24 protein-coding genes are annotated in these 23,326 nt (G+C 43.1%); 18 read left to right on the forward strand and 6 right to left on the reverse strand.

All coding sequences use genetic code 11. The features are described 5' to 3' along the window. Positions 1–228, forward strand: coding sequence for a hypothetical protein (locus K1J10_RS01680; protein ID WP_061564568.1), 228 nt, complete (start codon positions 1–3; stop codon positions 226–228). Between the two features lie 160 nt (positions 229–388). Further along, entirely contained in the window at positions 389–1,687 is a 1,299-nt protein-coding gene (gene purB / locus K1J10_RS01685) for an adenylosuccinate lyase (protein WP_061564569.1), read from the forward strand. Positions 1,688–2,085: 398 nt separating this feature from the next. Here the strand turns inward: purB and K1J10_RS01690 are convergent, their stop codons facing one another. Then, positions 2,086–2,802: a GntR family transcriptional regulator gene (locus K1J10_RS01690; protein WP_006595289.1), complete on the reverse strand. Its 717-nt coding sequence runs from the start codon at positions 2,800–2,802 to the stop codon at positions 2,086–2,088. Positions 2,803–2,933: 131 nt separating this feature from the next. Between K1J10_RS01690 and K1J10_RS01695 the strand changes: the two genes are divergently transcribed. The 14 genes from K1J10_RS01695 (at position 2,934) to K1J10_RS01760 (ending at position 19,060) form a co-directional block, all read left to right on the forward strand. Beyond that, positions 2,934–4,721, forward strand: coding sequence for a glycoside hydrolase family 35 protein (locus K1J10_RS01695; RefSeq protein ID WP_061564570.1), 1,788 nt, complete (start codon positions 2,934–2,936; stop codon positions 4,719–4,721). Next, positions 4,718–5,194, forward strand: coding sequence for a PTS system mannose/fructose/N-acetylgalactosamine-transporter subunit IIB (locus tag K1J10_RS01700; protein WP_006595287.1), 477 nt, complete (start codon positions 4,718–4,720; stop codon positions 5,192–5,194). The genes K1J10_RS01695 and K1J10_RS01700 overlap by 4 nt, the downstream gene beginning before the upstream one ends. Before the next feature lie 38 nt (positions 5,195–5,232). After that, the gene (locus K1J10_RS01705; protein WP_061564571.1) at positions 5,233–6,147 is read left to right on the forward strand and encodes a PTS mannose/fructose/sorbose/N-acetylgalactosamine transporter subunit IIC; all 915 of its coding nucleotides are present in this window, start codon (positions 5,233–5,235) and stop codon (positions 6,145–6,147) included. Next, the gene (locus tag K1J10_RS01710) at positions 6,134–6,955 is read left to right on the forward strand and encodes a PTS system mannose/fructose/sorbose family transporter subunit IID (RefSeq protein WP_061564572.1); all 822 of its coding nucleotides are present in this window, start codon (positions 6,134–6,136) and stop codon (positions 6,953–6,955) included. Before K1J10_RS01705 ends, K1J10_RS01710 begins: the two co-directional genes overlap by 14 nt. Positions 6,956–6,966: 11 nt before the next feature. Continuing rightward, entirely contained in the window at positions 6,967–7,371 is a 405-nt protein-coding gene (locus K1J10_RS01715; RefSeq protein ID WP_006595284.1) for a PTS sugar transporter subunit IIA, read from the forward strand. 97 nt (positions 7,372–7,468) lie between these two features. Next, positions 7,469–8,632 carry an SIS domain-containing protein gene (locus tag K1J10_RS01720; protein WP_223355667.1) on the forward strand — a complete coding sequence of 388 codons (1,164 nt, stop codon included), beginning with the start codon at positions 7,469–7,471 and terminating at the stop codon, positions 8,630–8,632. A 27-nt stretch (positions 8,633–8,659) separates the two neighbouring features. Then, on the forward strand, positions 8,660–9,700 hold the full coding sequence (locus K1J10_RS01725; RefSeq protein WP_223355668.1) for an aldose epimerase family protein: 1,041 nt from the start codon (positions 8,660–8,662) through the stop codon (positions 9,698–9,700). Positions 9,701–10,390: 690 nt separating this feature from the next. Next, a complete protein-coding gene (ruvB, locus tag K1J10_RS01730) occupies positions 10,391–11,389 on the forward strand; it encodes a Holliday junction branch migration DNA helicase RuvB (protein ID WP_045760104.1) in 999 nt (332 codons plus the stop codon). Positions 11,390–11,395: 6 nt separating this feature from the next. Continuing rightward, positions 11,396–11,962 (forward strand): nucleotidyltransferase family protein, encoded by a 567-nt coding sequence (locus K1J10_RS01735; protein ID WP_223355669.1) that lies wholly within the window; start codon positions 11,396–11,398, stop codon positions 11,960–11,962. 117 nt (positions 11,963–12,079) lie between these two features. Then, on the forward strand, positions 12,080–12,502 hold the full coding sequence (locus K1J10_RS01740; RefSeq protein ID WP_223355670.1) for a low molecular weight protein-tyrosine-phosphatase: 423 nt from the start codon (positions 12,080–12,082) through the stop codon (positions 12,500–12,502). A 57-nt stretch (positions 12,503–12,559) separates the two neighbouring features. Next, positions 12,560–12,973 (forward strand): MORN repeat-containing protein, encoded by a 414-nt coding sequence (locus tag K1J10_RS01745; protein WP_223355671.1) that lies wholly within the window; start codon positions 12,560–12,562, stop codon positions 12,971–12,973. Further along, entirely contained in the window at positions 12,963–14,780 is a 1,818-nt protein-coding gene (locus K1J10_RS01750) for an acyltransferase family protein (protein WP_223355672.1), read from the forward strand. The genes K1J10_RS01745 and K1J10_RS01750 overlap by 11 nt, the downstream gene beginning before the upstream one ends. 358 nt (positions 14,781–15,138) lie before the next feature. Further along, positions 15,139–17,790 (forward strand): bifunctional acetaldehyde-CoA/alcohol dehydrogenase, encoded by a 2,652-nt coding sequence (gene adhE / locus K1J10_RS01755; protein WP_223355673.1) that lies wholly within the window; start codon positions 15,139–15,141, stop codon positions 17,788–17,790. A 220-nt stretch (positions 17,791–18,010) separates the two neighbouring features. Further along, positions 18,011–19,060 (forward strand): zinc-dependent alcohol dehydrogenase family protein, encoded by a 1,050-nt coding sequence (locus K1J10_RS01760; protein ID WP_223355674.1) that lies wholly within the window; start codon positions 18,011–18,013, stop codon positions 19,058–19,060. A gap of 317 nt (positions 19,061–19,377) precedes the next feature. Here the strand turns inward: K1J10_RS01760 and K1J10_RS01765 are convergent, their stop codons facing one another. The 5 genes from K1J10_RS01765 to K1J10_RS01785 are packed head-to-tail and all read right to left on the reverse strand — an operon-like array spanning position 19,378 to position 20,273. Then, positions 19,378–19,539, reverse strand: coding sequence for a hypothetical protein (locus tag K1J10_RS01765; protein ID WP_006595272.1), 162 nt, complete (start codon positions 19,537–19,539; stop codon positions 19,378–19,380). 12 nt (positions 19,540–19,551) lie between these two features. Beyond that, complete coding sequence (locus tag K1J10_RS01770; RefSeq protein WP_023024913.1) at positions 19,552–19,719, reverse strand: hypothetical protein; 168 nt, start codon at positions 19,717–19,719, stop codon at positions 19,552–19,554. Positions 19,720–19,730: 11 nt separating this feature from the next. Then, entirely contained in the window at positions 19,731–19,898 is a 168-nt protein-coding gene (locus tag K1J10_RS01775) for a hypothetical protein (protein ID WP_006595270.1), read from the reverse strand. Between the two features lie 12 nt (positions 19,899–19,910). Continuing rightward, the gene (locus K1J10_RS01780; RefSeq protein WP_006595269.1) at positions 19,911–20,078 is read right to left on the reverse strand and encodes a class IIb bacteriocin, lactobin A/cerein 7B family; all 168 of its coding nucleotides are present in this window, start codon (positions 20,076–20,078) and stop codon (positions 19,911–19,913) included. A 21-nt stretch (positions 20,079–20,099) separates the two neighbouring features. Then, positions 20,100–20,273: a Blp family class II bacteriocin gene (locus tag K1J10_RS01785; RefSeq protein WP_223355675.1), complete on the reverse strand. Its 174-nt coding sequence runs from the start codon at positions 20,271–20,273 to the stop codon at positions 20,100–20,102. 724 nt (positions 20,274–20,997) lie between these two features. On the opposite strand from K1J10_RS01785, the gene K1J10_RS01790 reads away from it, so the two are divergent. Both K1J10_RS01790 and K1J10_RS01795 read left to right on the forward strand, forming a co-directional pair. Then, on the forward strand, positions 20,998–21,696 hold the full coding sequence (locus K1J10_RS01790) for an N-acetylmannosamine-6-phosphate 2-epimerase (RefSeq protein ID WP_126403596.1): 699 nt from the start codon (positions 20,998–21,000) through the stop codon (positions 21,694–21,696). Positions 21,697–21,839: 143 nt separating this feature from the next. Continuing rightward, positions 21,840–23,156 carry an extracellular solute-binding protein gene (locus tag K1J10_RS01795; protein ID WP_223355676.1) on the forward strand — a complete coding sequence of 439 codons (1,317 nt, stop codon included), beginning with the start codon at positions 21,840–21,842 and terminating at the stop codon, positions 23,154–23,156. Positions 23,157–23,326 lie beyond the last annotated feature (170 nt).

Consider the following 23,326-nt stretch of genomic DNA (forward strand, 5'->3'; position numbering starts at 1 on the left):
ATGATTCAACTCATCGTCAATGCATTTGTTGAAAAAGAGAAGACTGGAGCAGTCGTCGAAGTCTTATATGCTAGTAGCAATCACGAAAAAGTGAGAGCTAAGTATGAAGAGCTAGTTGCACAATATCCTGAAAACTATTTAGCCATCTATGATCTGCCTCTGGATACGGATTTGAATACACTCGATCACTACCCATCTGTGTGGATTGGGAAAGAAGAATTTGAATAAAACGACTTTTGTTCGTTAAACGGATGTTTCACGCCGTGGGGAAAGCGTAAGCGACGGAAATCTTGAGACTAGAGGCTCAAGATTTAGTCATGAGATTCCGCAGGAAGCTACTGACGTCCGCCCCAAATAAGTGAAACATCAAAAGAAAGGAAAAGAAAACATGATTGATAGATATAGTCGCCCAGAAATGGCGAACATTTGGACTGAAGAAAATAAATACCGTGCTTGGCTTGAGGTGGAAATCTTGGCTGACGAGGCATGGGCTGAATTGGGAGAAATCCCTAAGGAAGATGTGGCTTTGATTCGTGAAAAAGCGGACTTTGACATCGACCGTATTTTGGAAATCGAGCAACAAACTCGTCATGATGTGGTGGCCTTCACACGTGCGGTTTCTGAGACACTTGGTGAAGAGCGTAAGTGGGTTCACTATGGTTTGACTTCTACTGACGTAGTAGATACTGCCTATGGTTACCTCTACAAACAAGCCAACGATATCATCCGCAAGGATCTTGAAAACTTCCTCAACATTATCGCTGACAAAGCGAAAGAACACAAGTTCACTATCATGATGGGTCGTACGCATGGTGTGCACGCTGAGCCGACAACTTTTGGTCTGAAATTGGCAACTTGGTACAGCGAAATGAAACGGAACATCGAGCGTTTTGAGCATGCGGCTGCTGGTGTGGAAGCTGGTAAGATTTCTGGTGCGGTTGGTAACTTTGCCAACATCCCACCGTTCGTTGAAAAATACGTCTGCGATAAATTGGGTATCCGTGCTCAAGAAATCTCTACACAGGTCCTTCCTCGTGACCTTCACGCGGAGTACTTTGCAGTTCTTGCGAGCATCGCAACTTCTATCGAGCGGATGGCAACTGAAATCCGTGGTCTTCAAAAATCTGAGCAACGTGAAGTGGAAGAGTTCTTTGCCAAAGGTCAAAAAGGGTCTTCAGCCATGCCTCACAAGCGCAACCCGATCGGTTCTGAAAACATGACAGGTCTTGCGCGTGTGATCCGTGGTCACATGGTCACAGCTTACGAAAATGTGTCACTCTGGCATGAGCGTGATATCTCTCACTCATCAGCTGAGCGTATCATCGCACCAGACACAACCATCTTGATTGACTACATGCTCAACCGTTTCGGAAACATCGTTAAGAACTTGACAGTCTTCCCTGAAAACATGATCCGCAACATGAACTCTACATTTGGTTTGATCTTCAGCCAACGTGCTATGTTGACTTTGATTGAAAAAGGCATGACGCGTGAGCAAGCTTACGACCTTGTTCAACCGAAGACTGCCCAATCATGGGATAACCAAGTCGACTTCAAACCACTTCTTGAAGCAGACCCAGAAGTGACTTCACGCCTCAGTCAAGAAGAAATCGACGAAATCTTCAACCCAACATACTACACCAAACGTGTGGATGAGATCTTCGAACGCATCGGTTTGGGAGACTAATCGCAACTAAAAACGGGAATTTGAAAAATAGACGAAAAGAGGCTGGGACAAAAGTCCTAGCCTTTTTTCGTCTTTGGATTATCGAGCAAGACGCAGTGGTTGAGTGGGCTCTACTACGCTGATTTCATCAGCTTTTACAGCCCTACTCAACTGTGCGGAGGTGGGACGACGAAATCGAATTCTAATGAATTACCGATTTCTGTCCCACTCTCTTTTTCTTTGTCTAAATCAGGTGCTCTAGACCCTGAATTTATCATAATAAATTTTGACTGATTAAACTATTTATAGGAAGTCTATCACTAATTATAGATTATTCGTTTTACATGTTTTAGGAACTATTTTTTCATGCTATAATTTGTATCATAAAAGTCTGAGGCCAAACCCCAGACTTTGAATGATCAATGATCACGATCACAAGAGATAAATTTGATTTTATAGTAGTCGCCGCGTTTATAGGTTTCGCTATATTCGAGAATTTGACCGGTTGCTTCCAATTTTGTCGTCTTCACTTGACGAACAGTTGGGAAGTTTTCATCGATATTCAACACAGAAGCGATTTTGCTTGGTGTTGGAAATACAATATCATTGATTTCTTCAAAGTGTTCATCATTCATATGGATATGATAATCTTCTTTAAAGCGATCATAAATCGAACTATAGTAATCTAAGCTCGGATAATTTGGGTTAATATATTGCTCTGGGACATAAGTCTGGTGGTAGATATAAGTATCTTCACCAATATGACGGGTCCGATCAATCTTATAATAGAATTGAGTTGGAGCAAGTCCTAGTTTATCCAAGATGTTCAGTGCGTTGCCACGCTTGATAGAGAGAACTTTTACGGTCGCTTTTTGGATAGGGAAGGTTTCAACGTCTGAAAACTCAACCAGCTTGTGTTTTCTAGCGCGCGAAACAAAGGTTCCTTTTCCTTGTTGGCGGACGATGTATCCATCACTAGCCAAATCGTTCAAAGCACGAACAACAGTAATCGAGCTAACATTATAAATCTTAATCAACTCGGCTTCTGTGTAAAATTTATCTCCATTTTCAAATTTACCTGAGATAATTTGTTGCTTCAAATCATCTTTGATGTGTTGGTATTTTGGGATTGCCATGTACTTCACCTCTTTTTTCGATATCTCTTGTTAATATTATTTTAACATATTTTTTTGAAAGTGGTTGACATTTTTTCGTTAATATATTATATTAATAAATGAAAAGGGTTTCTTAGAAGGAGGTTCTCAGTATGGGGGCATTTGAAATCCGTGAAGATTTTTATTTAAATGATCAACCTTTTAAGATTTTATCTGGTGCAATTCATTATTTTCGGATCGATCGTGAGGATTGGTATCATTCCTTATATAACCTAAAAGCTCTAGGTTTCAATACTGTTGAAACCTATGTTCCATGGAATGCTCATGAGCCACAAAGAGGCCATTTTCACTTTGAAGGGAATTTGGACCTGGAGCACTTTATCCAAGTGGCTCAAGAGTTGGATCTGTATGTGATCCTCCGTCCATCACCGTTTATTTGTTCGGAGTGGGAATTTGGGGGCTTGCCAGCCTGGTTAATCGAAGAAGACCTTCGGATTCGTTCATCAGATTCGGCCTTTCTCGAGGAAGTGGCTCGCTATTACGACGAACTCCTGCCACGTGTGGCCAAGTACCAATTGGATCGTGGGGGCAATATCCTCATGATGCAGGTAGAAAATGAATACGGCTCTTACGGCGAAGACAAAGCCTATCTTCGGGCGATCAGAGATCTAATGATCGAGCGGGACATTACCTGTCCACTCTTTACTTCTGATGGACCTTGGAGGGCGACTCTTCGAGCAGGGACTTTGATTGAGGATGGACTCTTTGTAACCGGTAATTTTGGTTCGCGAGCAAATTACAATTTCTCTCAGATGAAAGAGTTCTTTGCGGAGCATGACAAAAAGTGGCCACTCATGTGTATGGAATTTTGGGATGGCTGGTTCAATCGTTGGAAAGAACCCATCATCAAGCGAGATCCAGAAGAGTTGGCAGAAGCAGTCCATGAGGTCTTACAAGAAGGCTCTATCAATCTCTACATGTTTCATGGTGGGACCAACTTCGGATTTATGAACGGTTGCTCAGCACGAGGGACCGTGGATCTACCGCAGGTGACATCCTACGACTATGACGCTCTCTTAGATGAGCAGGGCAACCCGACTCCTAAGTACGATGCAGTCAAGCAGATGATGGCGACCTACTATCCAGAGTATCCACAGATGGATCCGCTTGTGAAGTCGAGTTTATCTGAACGAACATTGGAGTTGACCCAAAAGACTAGTTTGTTCGGCAATTTAAACGAGATTGCTCAAGTCACTAAAAGTCTTTACCCACAGACCATGGAAGAAATCGACCACCCATTAGGCTATCTGCTCTATGAGACAGAAGTGGAAATGGATGCGGAAGAAGAGCGCGTGCGTATCATCGATGCGCGTGATCGGGTACAGGTTTATGCCGATGATCAATTGATTGCCACTCAATACCAAGAAGAAATCGGTCAAGATCTTTTTTTAAACGGAGAAAAGAAAACGATTACAAACCTAAAACTCTTGATCGAAAACATGGGAAGAGTCAATTATGGGCACAAACTTTTAGCGGATTCCCAACGAAAAGGAATCCGAACAGGGGTTTGTATCGATCTTCATTTCAAGCTTCATTGGAAACAATATGCGCTTGATTTTAGCCAGCTGGATCGCTTGGATTTTTCGAAAGAATGGCAAGAAGGTCAACCAGCTTTTTATCAATTTGCTTTTCATCTAGATCAGGTTGAGGATACCTTCCTTGATATGACTGGATTTGGAAAAGGGATCGTTCTTGTAAATGGCCACCATATCGGTCGTTTCTGGGAAGTCGGTCCAACACTCTCCCTCTACATCCCTCATGGTTTTCTCAAAGATGGGGAAAATGAGATCCTCGTCTTTGAGACAGAGGGCACTTGGAAGGAGACCTTAAAACTTGTTTCACAACCTACATTCAAAGAAGTAAAGGGGGAAAACTTATGACTATTGTAGGATGCCGTATCGATGGACGTTTGATCCACGGGCAGGTAGCCAACCTTTGGACTACCAAACTAAATATTTCACGTATCATGGTGATCGATGATGAAGTCGCTCAAAATGATATCGAAAAAAGTGGCTTGAAATTAGCGACACCACCTGGTGTCAAGCTCAGTATCTTGCCAGTAGCAAAGGCTGCAGAAAATATCTTGGCTGGAAAATATGACAGTCAACGTCTCTTCATCGTAGCTCGCAAACCAGACCGCTTCCTCGGTTTGGTAGAAGCAGGGGTGCCACTTGAAACCTTAAACGTAGGGAACATGTCTCAGTCAGACGAGACTCGTCCCGTTACTCGTTCGATCAACGTGGTGGATGCCGATGTGGAAGCTTTCCACAAGCTAGCTGAAAAAGGAGTTAAGCTAACTGCTCAAATGGTTCCAAATGATCCAGTTGAAGACTTCTTGAAGTTGCTCAAATAGTTTATAAATAAAAAGAAAAATTTTAGGAGGAAATTGTCATGATACAATGGTGGCAAATTTTACTACTTACTTTGTACTCAGCTTATCAAATCTGTGATGAGTTGACGATTGTTTCATCAGCAGGATCACCAGTCTTTGCTGGTTTCATTACAGGACTTGTCATGGGGGATTTAAAGACAGGTCTCTTTATCGGAGCTTCTCTTCAATTGACAGTACTCGGTGTTGGTACTTTTGGTGGAGCTTCTCGTATTGACGCGACTTCTGGTGCCGTTCTTGCGACTGCTTTCTCAGTAGCACAAGGGATTGATGCAGAGCTTGCTATTGCTACAATCGCTGTGCCAGTAGCAACTTTGTTGACCTACTTTGATATTCTTGGTCGTATGACTACAACTTACTTCGCTCACCGTGTAGATGCTGCAATCGACCGCTTTGACTACAAAGGTATCGAACGCAACTACCTTCTTGGAGCGATTCCTTGGGCTCTTTCTCGAGCTCTCCCAGTTTTCTTCGCTCTTGCTTTTGGTGGAGCTTTCGTAGAAACTGTTGTTACAGGTCTTGCTAATGTACAATGGTTGGCAAACGGTCTGAAACTTGCTGGTCAAATGCTTCCAGGTCTTGGATTTGCGATCTTGCTTCGTTACCTTCCTGTTCGTCGTAACCTTCACTACTTAGCACTTGGCTTTGGCTTAACAGCAATGTTGACAGTGCTTTATAGCAATGTTCAAAGTGTTGGTAACGCCGTTTCAGCAATGCTTGGAACAGATGCTTTTGCAAAACTTCCAAAAGAACAAATGGTTGCCTTCACAAACAACTTCAAATCTGTATCTATGATTGGTATTGCCATTATCGGTATCTTCCTTGCAGTGCAACACTTTAAAAACAGCCAACGTACGGTTGTAGCTGCTCCAGCAAGCAATGTAGAAAGCGGGGAAATTGAAGATGACGAATTCTAAGAACTACAAACTCACTAAAGAGGATTTCAAACAAATCAACAAACGTAGCCTCTTCACCTTCCAATTGGGTTGGAACTACGAACGGATGCAGGCTTCTGGTTACCTTTACATGCTTCTTCCACAATTGCGGAAAATGTATGGAGACGGTACGCCTGAATTGAAAGAAATGATGAAATTGCATACGCAATTCTTCAATACTTCACCATTCTTCCACACTATTATCACTGGTTTTGATTTGGCCTTGGAAGAAAAAGATGGTGTCAACTCTAAAGATGCAGTTAACGGGATCAAGACAGGTCTCATGGGACCATTCGCTCCTCTTGGGGACTCAATCTTTGGATCATTGGTACCAGCTATTATGGGTTCAATCGCAGCAACTTTGGCTGTTGCAGGAAACCCAGCCGGTATCTTATTGTGGATCGCTGTGGCAGTTGCTTATGACATTTTCCGTTGGAAACAATTGGAATTTGCCTATAAAGAAGGGGTTAACCTCATCAACAACATGCAAAGTACCTTGACAGCTTTGATCGATGCAGCTGCCGTTCTGGGTATCTTCATGGTTGGTGCCTTGATTGCCAGCATGATTGGTGTTGAAGTTTCTTGGACTCCACACATTGGGGACAAAGCGATTGAAATTCAAGATATGCTCAACCTTATCTTCCCACGTTTGGTACCAGCTATCATCACAGGTGTAATCTACTGGTTGCTTGGACGTAAGGGTATGAACTCTACAAAAGCTATCTTGCTCATCATCCTTGCAGCAATCGCATTCTCAGCATTTGGCCACTTCTTCTTTGGAATGGCATAATGGAGTAAGGTATGGCAAAGCACCTAGTATTGGTCAGTCATGGTCGCTTCTGTGAAGAGCTCAAGGCCAGCACAGAAATGATTATGGGACCACAAGACAACATTCATGCCGTGGCCCTCTTGCCAGAGGAAGGTCCTGAGGAGTTTACAGCCAAGTTTGAAGCCTGTGTTGCAGACTTTGAGGACTACATTGTCTTTGCGGATCTTTTGGGAGGCACTCCTTGTAATACGGTTAGCCGTCTGATCCTTGAAGGGCGTGCCATTGACCTCTATGCAGGGATGAACTTGCCAATGGTAATTGAATTTATTAATAACAGCCTGGTCGGAGGAGAAGAAGCTTATCCAGCGCGTGCACAAGAAAGCATCGTGAAGGTTAATGATCTCTTATCCAACTTTGATGACGACGAGGATGAGTAAAATATGATAGCGAAAACCGCTTGAACATTCGGAATGGGGCTGGGACAATTGTCTCGGCCTCTTACCGCTTATAAGGCGAGTAGAAAAGAGGAGAAGCATGCTAGATTATACAAAAGAAGAACTGCTGGAACTGGGAGCTGAGATTACGACGCGTGAAATTTATCAGCAACCGGAAGTTTGGAAAGAAACCTATCGTCTCTATCAAGAGAAAGGCACAGAAATCAAAGAGTTTTTGGAGGCTATTGGGAAGCGTCATGGCTACATCAAGGTTATCTTGACAGGTGCAGGGACCTCAGCTTATGTGGGGGACACCTTGGTTCCTTATCTGCAGGAAGTGCACGATGAACAGCACTGGAATTTTCAATCCATTGCGACGACCGATATCGTGGCGCATCCACAAACCTATCTCAAAAGAGAAGTGCCGACGGTCTTGGTTTCCTTTGCACGAAGTGGCAACTCTCCTGAAAGTGTCGCAACAGTGCAGCTGGCCCAAGACTTAGTTGATGAACTTTATCAGATCACCATTACCTGTGCGGAAGAAGGAAAGCTGGCCCAGCAGGCCCACGGAGATGAGCGTAATCTCTTGCTCTTACAACCAAAAGAAACCAATGATGCCGGCTTCGCCATGACTTCTAGCTTTACCTCTATGCTCTTGACAGCCCTCTTGGTCTTTGATCCAAGTGAGGAAAAAATCAAGGAAAAACGAGTGGAAGAATTGATTCATCTGTCAGAGCAGATCTTGGAGAAAGATCGCGAGGTCAAGGAAGTTGTCGATTTAGATTTCGAGCGCGTCATCTATCTAGGAGCAGGACCTTTCTTTGGCCTAGCTCATGAAGCCCAGCTCAAGATTTTAGAGTTAACTGCCGGTAAAATTGCGACCATGTACGAGAGTCCTGTCGGCTTCCGTCATGGACCGAAATCCCTCATCAATGATCAGACTCTGGTCTTGGTCTTTGGCTCCATTGATCCTTATACACGCCAGTATGATCTAGATTTGGTTGGAGAAGTGGCTGGAGATCAGATTGCTCGTCAGGTCGTTCTCTTGACCGGCCAAGCAGCAGGCATTGAACATGTACGAGAAGTGTTGGTAGAAGCATCAGCAGAGTCTCTGGATATCTACCGTGCCTTCCCATACATTATCTACGGTCAATTGATTTCGCTCTTGACGTCGCTCAAGGTTCAAAATCGCCCAGATACGCCATCACCAACTGGAACGGTCAACCGTGTTGTACAAGGAGTGGTGATTCACCCTTTTCACTAGAATGAATGATCTTGGAGGAGACAACTTGTGAAACACTATCAAAAATATCTATTTGGTCAATTGGATGGTCAAGACGTAGAAGCGTATCGTCTGGAAAATGACCTGGGGTATCAATTGTCTGTCATGACTTATGGAGCTACTATTATAGAGTATGTAACACCAGACAAGCATGATCAATTCGCCAACATTGTATTGGGCTTTGACAATTTTGATGCCTATGTTGGTAATAGCCCCAAGTATGGAGCTAGCATTGGTCCAGTCGCGGGTCGGATTGCAGGGGCCAGCTTTGAGCTCAATGGACAAACCTATCACTTAGAAGCCAATAACTGCGCCAACTGCAACCACAGTGGATCGACTGGCTGGGACAGCGCCTTGTTTAGCGTGGAGTCGGTAACGGACCAAGAAATCACTCTGTACACAGAACGTGCGGATGGCACCGGTGGTTTCCCTGGAAATCTCAAGATTTGGGTGACCTATAGTTTGACGGAAGCAGGGGAGCTGGAAATTAGCTACCGGGTAGAAACAGACCAAGATACCTTAGTCAATCCGACCAATCACAGCTATTTCAACTTGTCTGGAAACTTCACTCAGCCGATTAATGACCATGTCTTTCAGATCAATCATCAGGGGCTTTACCCTATCCACCCAGATGGCGTCCCTCTTCACACTGTGGATAGAGAAAGTCCGATCGTTCAGCATCTCTACCAAGCTATGTTGTTAGAGGATCTCTTTAAGGATTCGGATCCGCAAATCCGCCTGGTAGAAGGATTGGATCATCCTTTCGCTCTACCAGAAGGGCATGAAAATGCAGGCTTCTTCTATCATCAGCCGTCTGGACGCTTTTTGACCTTCAAGTCAGAAGCCCCATCCTTGGTGGTGTATTCTGCCAATTTTGTAGATGAAACCGTTCATCTTCAAGGCAAACCAATGGTTCAACACAATGGCTTGGCCCTCGAATTTCAAACAGTGCCAGATGCCATTCATAGCGACCAAGCTGAAAAAGTCATCTTGAGAGCAGGTCAAGTCTTCACTAGCAAGAGCAGCTATCATGCCATCGCTAAGAAATAATGAGGACAGGGGAGTGGCCAAACAAGGATGTGAAATCTTTGCTTGAAACCTCCTCTTTTTTAGAAAATATTTTTTGAAAATAACTATAAGGAAACTTTAAGTTTCCTATCGTATACTAATACCATCATCAAAGACCTCCTAACTTTGAATGATAAAACTCCTAAAACTTTTTCATAATAATCTCCCTATAAGAGCCACCAAAACCGGTGGCTTTTTTTCTGGGAGTGAGACAGAACAATTTTTTAAAATTGTTCGTTGTCTCACCCCCGCACAGTTGATTAGGTAATCTTTGGAGCTATAAGAGCGAACAAAGATACCAATCAACCACTGCGTTATGTAATTATTACTAAACCTATTTCATCTAACCAAGCCTGATAGGAACGTAGACGAGTTTAGGTACGTTGACGTAGTTCGAACGCTAGTGAGAACTGCGATCTTTAGAAAATTGAATGAGGTGAACTCAGAGAGTTCAACCGAATTTAGAGATATTGACGCAGTTTAGGTGGAGCGAAAACTACGTTCCTTATTCTTTGCGAGCATCAGCGAGTTTAGGTATGTTCCTTAAAAAGAAACGAGGTAGTTTAAGAGAGAAATCGATTCCTAACACCCGACAATCAATAATAAGTGATAGATCAAATAGAATATGATTTTAAATCATCAGAGGCATCATTTTTTGCTATAATAGACTGTATGAGTAGAATTTTAGACAATGAAATCATGGGCGATGAAGAGGCCGTTGAACGGACGCTACGCCCGCAATATTTACATGAATATATTGGTCAAGATAAGGTTAAAGACCAGCTAAAAATCTTTATCGAGGCAGCCAAGCTTCGGGATGAGGCGCTGGATCATGTCCTTCTTTTTGGCCCTCCGGGACTAGGGAAGACTACGATGGCTTTTGTCATTGCCAATGAACTGGGCGTCAATCTAAAGCAGACTTCCGGTCCTGTCATTGAAAAGGCTGGTGACTTGGTAGCTATCCTTAATGACTTAGAGCCGGGCGATGTTCTCTTTATCGATGAGATCCACCGTCTGCCTATGTCAGTCGAAGAAGTGCTCTACAGTGCTATGGAAGATTTTTACATCGATATCATGATTGGTGCTGGCGAGACTAGCCGGAGTGTCCATCTAGACCTCCCTCCTTTCACTTTGATTGGGGCGACGACTCGAGCGGGTATGCTGTCCAATCCCTTGCGCGCTCGCTTTGGAATTACGGGCCATATGGAATACTACGAGCAAGATGATTTGACAGAGATTGTCGAGCGGACCGCCGAGATTTTTGAGATGGAGATTACCCACGAAGCCGCTGAAGAGCTTTCTCTTCGTAGTCGTGGGACTCCCCGGATTGCCAACCGTTTGCTCAAACGGGTGCGCGATTTTGCCCAGATTATGGGCGATGGCTTGATTGATGACACCATTACCGACAAGGCCCTTTCCATGCTGGATGTGGACCATGAAGGGCTGGACTATGTCGATCAAAAGATCCTGCGCACTATGATTGAAATGTACGGAGGTGGCCCGGTCGGCCTTGGGACCCTATCGGTCAATATTGCTGAAGAACGCGAGACCGTAGAAGACATGTATGAACCTTACTTGATTCAGAAAGGCTTTATCATGCGGACCCGGACAGGGCGCGTGGCGACCCGCAAAGCTTATGAACACCTGGGTTATCCCTACAATGGAGACTAAAAGAAGATGCTGACGGAAAAAGCGATAGTAGAGCAAATCCAAGCGGACCAAGAGATGATGACTGTCTTGGCCATTATTCGGGATCTCAACCTGGCAGACGCTTGGCTTGCAGCTGGTGCGGTGCGCAATTTCATCTGGAACCAGCTCTCTGGAAAATCAGGGTTTGATGCGACGACGGATCTGGATCTGGTCTTTTATGACCCTGCGATCAGCTATGAGGAGACTCAGCAGATCGAGCAGACATTAAAGAAGACCTACCCTCAGTACGCTTGGGAAGTCAAAAACCAAGTCTACATGCACCAACATAGCCCAGGGACATCTCCCTACAACAGTGCCTGTGATGCTGTTTCCAAATACCCTGAGCAGTGTACGGCACTTGCGGTTCGCTTAAGGAAAGATGGTCAGTTGGAGCTTTTTCTCCCCTATGGGACCAGGGATATCGAAGACTTTATCGTTCAGCCGACACCACATTTTTTAGCCAGCCCAGAGCGTTTGGCGGTTTATACAGAACGCATGAAAAAGAAAGATTGGAAACGCAAATGGCCAGCCCTTCAGATCATCCTGCCTGAATAAAAAAGAAAGTCAGCCCGCCTCAACGGTGGACAGGCTTTTTTCGTCTTGCCTCAAAATTATAATTTTAGCAGATTATATTTTTCTTACATTCTGTTATAATAGAAAGGAGGTGCTGTCATGAAAAACATCGTATTTGTGTGTTTAGGAAATATTTGTCGGAGCCCTATGGCGGAGTTTGTCATGAAGGATTTGACCAACCAGTATGAGATTGAAAGCCGTGCCACTTCTAACTGGGAGCACGGGAACCCTATTCACCAAGGGACTCAAAAGATTTTTCGTAGTCATGGCGTGCCCTATGATGCTTCTAAAACATCCCTTCAAATCAGTGACCAAGATTTTCATACCTTTGATCTGATTTTAGGAATGGATGAAAACAATGTGGCTGACCTCAAACGAATGGCACCGCCTGGAACAGAGCATAAGATTCATCTCTTTGCAGGAGAAAGTGTCCCAGATCCATGGTACACAGGAGATTTCGAAGAGACCTATCGTCGAGTTCTAGCTGGTTGTCAAGAGTGGTCGAAACGATTAGAAGATTAGTTTCAGACTTGCTTCTTAAAGGACTAACCGGTTGAAGATAAAAAGAATGATCAGAATATGGAAAAAATAAAAGAATTATATAAGACCTATAAGGTCTATGTTACGAGAGAGAATATTGAACGATTGTCCTTGGGGATTATTGTTCTGTCTGCTTTGTGGGTATTTCTTTCCTCCATTCCTTTCGGAGGTGTGTTGACCCTCGATCAGGGAGCTATTCGCTACGACGGAAGTGTCGTTCGAGGCAAGATGAATGGCCAAGGGACGGTGACCTTTGAGAATGGAGACACCTACAAGGGCAATTTTGTCAATGGGACCTTTAGTGGTTATGGAACCTTTACAGCCAAGGCTGGTTGGAAATATGAAGGGCAATTTGTCAATGGCCAACCTGAAGGCCAGGGAACCTTGACGACAGAACAAAATGTCGTCTATAAGGGAACGTTTAAACAAGGAATTTATCAAAATGCGAATTAAATGGTTTTCATTGGTACGGATAACGGGACTCCTTCTCGTTCTTCTCTACCATTTCTTCCAAAAAGTTTTTCCTGGTGGATTTATTGGAGTCGATATCTTCTTTACTTTCTCAGGATTTTTGATCACGGCTCTTCTGATCGATGAGTTTGCCCGTCATCAAAAAATTGATCTCAAGGGCTTCCTTAGACGACGCTTCTACCGGATTGTTCCTCCTCTAGTCTTTATGGTCTTGCTGGTCATGCCTTTTACCTTCTTGGTCAGACGAGACTTTATTGCTGGGATTGGGACACAGATTGCGGCCGTCTTTGGCTTTGTGACCAACTTCTATGAGATGTTAAGTGGCGGAAGTTACGAAAGTCAGTTCATCCCCCATCTTTTCATTCATACTTGGAGTTTGGCTCTTGAAGTTCATTACTACGTCCTCTGGGCGCTCTTGGCTTGGTTTCTGGGTAAAAAAGCTAAGTCAGTTGGCCAATATAGAGGCTATATCTTCCTATCTTCGACAGGTCTCTTTTTGGTAACCTTCCTGACCTTCTTTGTCGGAGCACTGGTCACCAAGAATTTGTCCAATGTCTACTTTTCTAGTATCGCTCACGTCTTTCCTTTCTTTGTGGGGAGTGCTTTAGCGACAGTGACAGGGATTACGACGACCAGCCCAAATCTTACTCAATTAGTGAAGAAGTTGTCTCTACAGAAGACATTAGCGATTTTAGCGGGTGCTTTTCTAGTTTTGTTGGTCTTGACCTTTATCCTTCCCTTTGATAGTGTTTGGACCTATTTATTTGGATTTTTAGTAGCGACTCTTGCTGCATCTGTGATGATTGTGATGACGCGTGTCCTTCATGAAAAGACGCCAGATCAGAAGGAGCCTGCAGTAATTACCTTTATTGCGGATACAAGTTATGGGGTCTATCTCTTCCACTGGCCATTTTACATCATCTTTTCTCAATTAATGACCAATGGATGGGCTTCTCTGCTAACAACACTAGTATCTTTTAGTCTTGCTGCCTTAAGTTTTTATATTATTGAACCAACTTTGGCTGGACGTGAACCAAAGATTTTTGGCATCACTATGGATCTCAGAAGTTTCACGAAACCACTCTTTTACAGCGCGATTCCCTTGACCTTGCTCATGTTTGGGATTGCACTCTTTGCGCCACGCGTCGGAGCCTTTGATGAAAACCTGATTACCGAAGGGCTTCGTCAATCTGACAGCAAGATGCAGATCACGCGTGCCCAAGTTGACAATGCTTCAGCGACTTCCTACAATGTATCAGATGGCGTGACCATGATCGGGGATTCTGTAAACCTCCGGGCATCAGATTATCTGAAACAAGTACTGCCAGATATCCAATTAGATGCTTTGGTGAGCCGCAATCTGGACTCGGGCTTAAAAGTATATGAAACAGATATTGCCAATAGAGTCTTACTCAAGAACGTGGTAATCGCACTTGGAACCAACTCTTCTAATAATTATCAAGAATTGTTGGATAAGTTTGTTCAAGAATTACCAAAAGGACATCGCTTAATCTTTGTGACCCCATATGATGGGCGTGAAGCTAATGATAGCAAGAGCGTCACCGTTCAGACTCGAAAGTATGAGCTAGAGTTAGCTAAAAAATACGATTATGTCTATGTAGCGGACTGGCATAAAGTTGCTGTCGAAAATCCAGCTATCTGGGCTGGAACGGATAGTGTCCACTTTGGTTTAGAATCAGATGGCTCCATCGATGTTGGGGGAAATCTATACGCTAACGTCGTAAAAGAAGCAGTTGATCAAGCAAGTAGAGGGCCAGTTAAGCCGTAAAAATTACTAAACGACTTAAGCAATTTTCACTTGAAGAAAATTGCTTTTTTTAGTAAAATTAAGAAAACGCTTACAAAAATTGCGTGAAAATATTTGTTTGTGAAATTGAAGTGCTTTCTCAAAAAAATCCTTCAATTTTTTCTTGAAAATACTCCTGTATAGAAGGAGAAGGAGGGTTCATGGAAAAAAGTTAAAAAAATCTTTGTGAAACTATTTACAAATTTTCTAAAATAGAGTACAATAATATTGTGAAAAAATTAACAAATCGAAATTTCTTACACTATTCTTGAAAGTTTCTGAAAACAGGAAAAAGTTCCGGAAAAGGATAAGGGTTTCAAACATTGGAGGAAAGCATCAAATGGCTGATAAAAAAACTCTCTCACCTGAAGAAAAGAAACTCGCTGCTGAAAAACACGTAGACGAGTTGGTGCAAAAAGCACTTGTTGCGCTTGAAGAAATGCGCAAATTGGATCAGGAGCAAGTAGACTACATTGTGGCGAAAGCATCTGTAGCAGCTCTTGACGCACACGGTGAGCTCGCTCTTCATGCCTATGAAGAAACTGGTCGTGGAGTCTTTGAAGACAAGGCGACTAAGAACTTGTTCGCTTGTGAACACGTAGTAAATAACATGCGTCACACGAAAACAGTTGGTGTCATTTCAGAAGATGACGTCACTGGTTTGACCCTTATTGCTGAGCCTGTCGGAGTTGTCTGCGGGATCACTCCTACAACCAACCCAACTTCAACAGCAATCTTTAAAGCTTTGATTTCCTTGAAGACACGGAACCCTATCGTCTTTGCCTTCCACCCATCAGCTCAAGAATCATCTGCTCATGCGGCACAAATCGTCCGCGATGCAGCGATTAAAGCAGGAGCTCCTGAAAACTGTGTGCAATGGATTACGCAACCATCTATGGAAGCAACCAGTGCCCTGATGAACCACGAAGGAGTTGCGACTATCCTTGCGACCGGTGGTAACGCCATGGTTAAAGCAGCATACTCATGTGGGAAGCCAGCTCTTGGGGTCGGTGCCGGAAACGTTCCTGCCTATGTTGAAAAATCAGCTAACATCCGCCAAGCAGCACACGATATCGTCATGTCTAAATCATTTGACAATGGTATGGTCTGTGCGTCTGAACAAGCGGTCATCATCGATAAAGAAATCTACGATGAGTTTGTTGAAGAATTCAAATCTTACCACACTTACTTTGTTAACAAAAAAGAAAAAGCCCTTCTGGAAGAGTTCTGCTTCGGCGTAAAAGCCAACAGCAAAAACTGTGCGGGTGCGAAGTTGAATGCGGACATCGTTGGGAAACCAGCAGCATGGATCGCTGAACAAGCTGGCTTCTCTGTACCAGAAGGAACCAATATCCTTGCGGCAGAATGTAAAGAAGTTGGTGAAAAAGAGCCTTTGACTCGTGAAAAATTGTCACCAGTCATCGCTGTCTTGAAATCTGAAAGCCGTGAAGACGGAATTAACAAAGCTCGCCAAATGGTTGAATTCAACGGTCTTGGTCACTCAGCTGCCATCCATACAGCTGACGAAGAATTGACCAAAGAATTTGGTAAAGCAGTTAAAGCCATTCGTGTGATCTGCAACTCTCCTTCGACTTTCGGTGGTATCGGGGATGTTTACAATGCCTTCTTGCCATCATTGACACTTGGATGTGGTTCTTACGGACGCAACTCTGTTGGGGACAACGTTAGTGCCATCAACCTCTTGAATATCAAAAAAGTCGGACGCCGGAGAAATAACATGCAATGGATGAAACTTCCTTCAAAAACATACTTTGAACGTGATTCAATTGAATACCTACAAAAATGTCGTGACGTTGAACGTGTCATGATCGTTACAGACCACGCTATGGTAGAGCTTGGTTTCCTTGATCGTATCATCGAACAGCTTGACCTTCGTCGCAATAAGGTAGTTTACCAAATCTTTGCAGACGTTGAACCAGATCCAGATATCACAACTGTTGAACGTGGTACAGAGATCATGCGTGCCTTCAAACCAGATACTATCGTCGCTCTCGGTGGTGGATCTCCAATGGATGCGGCTAAAGTAATGTGGCTCTTCTATGAACAACCAGAAGTGGACTTCCGTGACCTTGTTCAAAAATTCATGGATATCCGTAAACGTGCATTCAAATTCCCATTGCTTGGTAAGAAGACTAAATTCATCGCAATCCCAACGACATCTGGTACAGGATCTGAAGTAACACCATTTGCCGTTATCTCTGATAAAGCAAACAACCGTAAATACCCAATCGCTGACTACTCATTGACACCAACTGTGGCAATTGTAGACCCTGCTTTGGTATTGACAGTTCCAGGATCTGTTGCTGCAGATACTGGTATGGACGTATTGACTCACGCGACTGAAGCTTATGTATCTCAAATGGCCAGTGACTACACAGATGGTCTTGCCCTTCAAGCCATCAAACTTGTCTTTGAAAACTTGGAAAGCTCAGTGAAGAACGCGGACTTCCATTCACGCGAAAAGATGCACAATGCGTCAACTATCGCAGGTATGGCCTTCGCCAATGCCTTCCTCGGTATTTCTCACTCAATGGCCCATAAGATTGGTGCGCAATTCCATACCATCCACGGACGGACCAATGCGATCTTGCTTCCATACGTTATCCGCTACAACGGTACACGCCCAGCTAAGACAGCAACATGGCCTAAGTACAACTACTACCGTGCAGATGAGAAGTATCAAGACATCGCTCGTATGCTAGGACTTCCATGCTCTACACCAGAAGAAGCAGTTGAAGCTTATGCAAAAGCTGTTTACGAACTCGGTGAGCGCGTAGGTATCGAAATGAACTTCAAAGCACAAGGAATCAATGAAAAAGAATGGAAGAAACATTCTCGTGAATTGGCCTTCCTTGCTTACGAAGATCAATGTTCACCAGCTAACCCACGTCTTCCAATGGTAGACCACATGCAAGAAATCATCGAAGATGCATACTATGGTTACAAAGAACGTCCAGGACGTCGTAAATAAGACGCTACTGAACAAATAATGTTTATCAGCTATCCCTCGCTCAAAAGAGCGGGGGATTTTTCTTTGTTTTAACGATAGAAATTGATTTTTGTGATCGAAAATTATCTTTTAAAGAAATCTAATAAATATGTTGCAAGCGCTTACTTTGTATGTTATAATATTCACAAAGTAAAAACTGTAATAAAATGGTTTGATAAAACCAACAAAAAAGGAGTCGCTTATGAAAGCAGCAACATATGTATCCGCAGGAAATCTTCAGTTGATTGATCAACCAAAACCGGTGATCAAGAAACCAACTGATGCGATTGTTCGTTTAGTGAAAACGACCATTTGTGGAACAGACCTCCATATTTTGGGTGGTGATGTTCCAGCTTGTAAAGAAGGGACCATCCTGGGTCACGAAGGAATTGGGATTGTCGAAGAAGTCGGCGATGCGGTTACGAACTTTAAGGTGGGAGACAAGGTTATCATCTCTTGCGTAACAGCTTGTAACACTTGCTACTACTGTAAGCGTGGTTTGCCTTCCCACTGTGAAGATGGGGGCTGGATCCTTGGCCACTTGATCAACGGTACCCAAGCAGAGTATGTCCATATCCCTCACGCAGACGGCAGTCTTTATCATGCACCAGCTTCTGTAGATGACGAAGCCCTGGTTATGCTCTCTGATATTCTGCCTACTTCCTATGAGATTGGAGTGCTCCCTTCTCACGTGAAACCTGGAGACAACGTTTGTATCGTTGGTGCAGGGCCAATCGGTTTGGCAGCTCTCTTAACCGTACAATTCTTTTCACCAGCTACCATTATCATGGTAGACTTGTCAGAATCACGTCTCGAAGCTTCTAAGAAGTTTGGAGCTACTCATACCATCTGTTCAAGTGATATTGATGAAATCAAGGCCTTTATCAATGAAGTGACCGATGGTCGTGGTGTTGATATCTCGATGGAATGTGTGGGCTATCCAGCTACCTTCGATGTCTGCCAAAATATTATCTCGGTCGGCGGTCATATTGCCAACGTCGGAGTGCATGGGAAGCCAGTTAGCTTCAATCTTGATGACCTTTGGATCAAGAACATTACGCTCAACACTGGTTTGGTCAATGCCAATACAACTGAGATGCTTCTTAACGTATTGAAATCTGGTAAGATTGATGCGACGAAGTTGGTGACCCACCACTTCAAATTGTCAGAAGCAGAAAAGGCATACGAAATCTTCAAACATGTTGGCGAAAACAATGCCTTGAAAGTCATTATTGATAACGACCTCAGCTAAGAAGTTGGATGGTTCCATTACCTAAATAAGAGAAAAATGAGAGTGGGACAGAAATCGGTAATTCGTTAGAATTCGATTTCGTCGTCCCACCTCCGCACAGTTGAGTAGGGCTGTAAAAGCTGATGAAATCAGCGTGGTAGAGCCCACTCAACCACTGCGTCTTGCTCGACAATCAAAAAATAATTGAGAGGCTAGGACTTTTGTCCCAGCCTCATTTTTTTTTGCTTAAAAAGATCGTTTTAGCAATAGAACATCCCAGCTATAGAATGATAGCTGGGATTTTTTGTACTGTTTAGTGAGATGATAAAGAAGTGTTACTATTTGCCTCGTTTGCGAGCGTATTCGTCAAAGGCGCCAGCGAAGGTTCCCATGAGTAGGGGAGTTGCGATTAGTCCAACAGTGATCCATACGGATCCACCATCTACATGGCTGAGTTCCTGCTCGGACAAGCTTCTAAAACGTGTTTCTTCGAGTTTCATGCTTGCTCCTTTCTAGTGCATGATGCCATTGATGATACTACGGCCAAAATCACGTCCGGAATTGTATAAAATATTCCATGTTTGAACGATGAATTTTGCCGAGTCAAAGACGGAGGCTCCTCCATCAATGGTCGCCAGTTCAGCTTCTGTTAGGCAAGTATAATGGATGCTTGTATCCATAAGTGTCCTCCTTAATGTAAGATTGTGTAGAGTAAATCAATTGCCTCGTTCAGAATGGTGAAAGTGACCATGAAGGCAATAGCAAATTTAGGAAAGTACCCTTCTACCTGTTTGGGTGCTTTTTTATCAAGAATGCAGTATCCTGTCAAAAGGATGAGGGTGATAAATACCAGACTCATAGGTCTCCTCCTTTACCATTTCCGTGTCATATTACTATGAAATGCATCGATCAGTTTTGTTGTCCCGATATAAGCAGAAGAAAAACCGTAAGCGAAAACTAACAGAAAAGGGAGTCCTCCACCATTAATATCACTTAATTCTTCATGCGTGAGATCTTTAAATTGTACTTGGTCTATCATTGCTTTTCTCCTTCAAATTAATTATTTAAATGCTCCCCAAATGGCAGTTCCGACAGCTGTTACACCACCAGCAATAGAGCCAGATAGATAGGGATGAGCAAGGATCCAAGCGATCAATGGGATAGCTCCCCCATCGACTTGTGTCAATTCTTCTTCTGTTAAGGGTGTGAATTTTTGTGTGAATTCTGTTGTCATTTACTTTTCCTCTTTCTTGTTTGTCGCCATCTAGCATCAACTGCTAGATAGATTGTAGCCGCAATGGCTAAATTAATCTGTGGTTGAAACGCAATCAGGTGTGCATCATGTAGAACAGTTAATGCGATGATGATTGCAAAGATTATAGTGTGGATAGGCCATCTCATATTTTAATAATCCTAATTTTTGTTGAGAAGCAAAGCTAGGGTAATTTTCCAATAGAGCTAGCTTGTATGGGTAGCCTTTTATTCATCTTGTGTCAGCTAAGCTGATTAGATGCAACAAGGATAAGGTTAAATAGCCAATGCAGTGTTTAACTTACGTTTCAAGTTTTTGTTTAAAATAAAATCAATGAAAGCAAGATCAATAAAACAAAAGCTTTGGTATTCTGTTTCATGTTTGGTATTCCCTTTCCTTATTTATTTACGGAAGAAGTAATACAAAAACCATGGGATGATAATGGGAGTATAGTACATCTGTGGACATCCTTTCTTTTTGTTTGGTCACTTATACTATTCGTATAAAAATCTGGAAATGGTAAAAATTTCTTAAAAAATTTTAGAATGTTAGCATCTCTGAAACTAGTTTCAGAGGAATGGAAGAATAGTTTAAAATATGAAACTATAATCAAAATGGCTCCAGAATATTGTAAGCGCTTTAAAAATACTATATAATAACCTTACAAGTACTCGAGTTGACGTAATAAACAAAGGAGATGGAATGTATGTCCAAGATCACAAAAGAAGAATTAATTCAACAGATCAAAGACGGCATTATCGTTTCTTGTCAGGCGCTTCCTCATGAACCTCTCTACACAGAGGCAGGAGGTGTGATTCCTCTCTTGGTCAAAGCAGCTGAGCAAGGAGGGGCGGTTGGAATCCGGGCGAATAGTGTCCGTGATATCAAAGAGATCAAGGAAGTGACAAAGCTTCCGATTATCGGAATCATCAAGAGAGATTATCCTCCTGAAGAACCATTCATTACTGCTACCATGAAAGAAGTAGATGAATTGGCCGAATTAGATATCGCAGTGATTGCCCTGGATTGTACCAAACGTCCGCGTCATGACGGTCTATCGATTGTCGACTTTATCCAGCAAGTGAAGGAGAAATATCCTGATCAACTCTTGATGGCAGATATCAGCACCTTTGAAGAAGGCTTAACAGCTGTCGAAGCAGGGGTTGACTTTGTCGGAACAACCTTATCGGGCTACACAGATTACAGCCCGAAAGTAGACGGACCTGACATTGACTTGATTCGCCAACTTTGCCAAGCGGGTGTCGATGTGATTGCGGAAGGTAAGATTCACTATCCTGTACAAGCAAAAGAAATTCATGACCTGGGTGTCAGAGGGCTTGTGGTAGGGGGAGCCATTACGCGACCTAAAGAAATTACAGAACGCTTCGTTGCGGCTTTAAAATAGAAAAAAGAACAGTAAAACGAGACAAGGAGGAAGCTAGGAAGAGAGAAATCATCCAGTAGAAATGAGAATATTTAATAATCACCGTCCTCAGTGAGGATATACTAAGTAAGAGAAATCTTACCGCAAACGTGAGGAGAAATCACATGAAAATGAAAAAAGTACTGTGCTCGTTGGTAGCTGGTGCAGCGGTGCTAGCACTTGCAGCTTGTGGATCTGGAGGAGGATCTAAGTCTGAATCTTCAAGCGATAACTCTGGTAAAACAGAAATCACTTGGTGGGCCTTCCCAGTCTTTACTCAAGAGAAAGCTGATGATGGTGTAGGAACCTACGAAAAATCAATTATCGAAGCCTTCGAAAAAGCCAATCCTGATATCAAAGTCAAACTAGAAACCATCGACTTCAAATCTGGTCCTGAAAAGATTACGACAGCTATCGAAGCTGGAACTGCTCCAGACGTGCTCTTTGACGCACCAGGGCGGATTATTCAATACGGTAAAAATGGTAAATTGGCTGACTTGAACGACCTCTTTACAGAAGATTTTGTAAAAGATGTCAACAACGACAATATCATCCAAGCTAGTAAAGCTGGCGACACTGCCTACATGTACCCAATCAGTTCAGCACCATTCTACATGGCGATGAACAAGAAGATGTTGGAAGATGCAGGAGTTCTAGACCTTGTCAAAGAAGGCTGGACAACAGACGACTTTGAAAAAGTCTTGAAAGCTTTGAAAGACAAAGGTTACACACCAGGATCACTCTTCAGTAACGGTCAAGGTGGAGACCAAGGTACTCGTGCCTTTATCGCTAACCTTTACGGTGGTTCTGTAACAGATGAAAAAGTAACCAAGTATACAACAGATGATCCAAAATTTGTCAAAGGTTTAGACAAAGCTTCTAAATGGATTGAAGATGGTTTGATGATGAATGGTTCCCAATTCGACGGTGGAGCAGACATCCAAAACTTCGCTAACGGTCAAACTTCTTACACCATCTTGTGGGCACCATCACAAAACGGTATCCAAGCGAAATTGTTGGAAGCAAGTAAAGTAGAAGTTGTGGAAGTACCATTCCCATCTGATTCAGGAAAACCTAAATTGGAATACCTTGTCAATGGATTTGCGGTCTTCAATAACAAGGATGAAAAGAAAGTAGCAGCAGCCAAGAAATTTATTCAATTTATTGCTGATGACAAAGAATGGGGTCCAAAAGACGTTGTTCGTACAGGAGCATTCCCAGTTCGTAACTCATTTGGTAAGTTGTACGATGACAAACGGATGGAAACCATCAGCACTTGGACTCAATACTACTCACCATACTACAACACAATCGATGGCTTTGCAGAAATGCGTACACTTTGGTTCCCAATGTTGCAATCTGTTTCAAACGGGGATGAAAAAGCAGAACCAGCTTTGAAGACCTTTACTGAAAAAGCAAACGAAACGATCAAGAAAAAATAGATCATCTATGAAACTCAAATGATCCTTTCATAGAAATAAGAAAGCATAGGCCCCCTCGATTTCTTATCTCCATGTGTAGATTGAAAGAGGGGGCCTTCGTGTTTTCGCTCTCCTAATTATCATATGTAGGAAGGGGCAGTGCCATCCGTTCCACATAGGAATCAAGGAAA

The organism is Streptococcus australis (assembly GCF_019930045.1).
GTDB lineage: Bacteria > Bacillota > Bacilli > Lactobacillales > Streptococcaceae > Streptococcus > Streptococcus australis_D.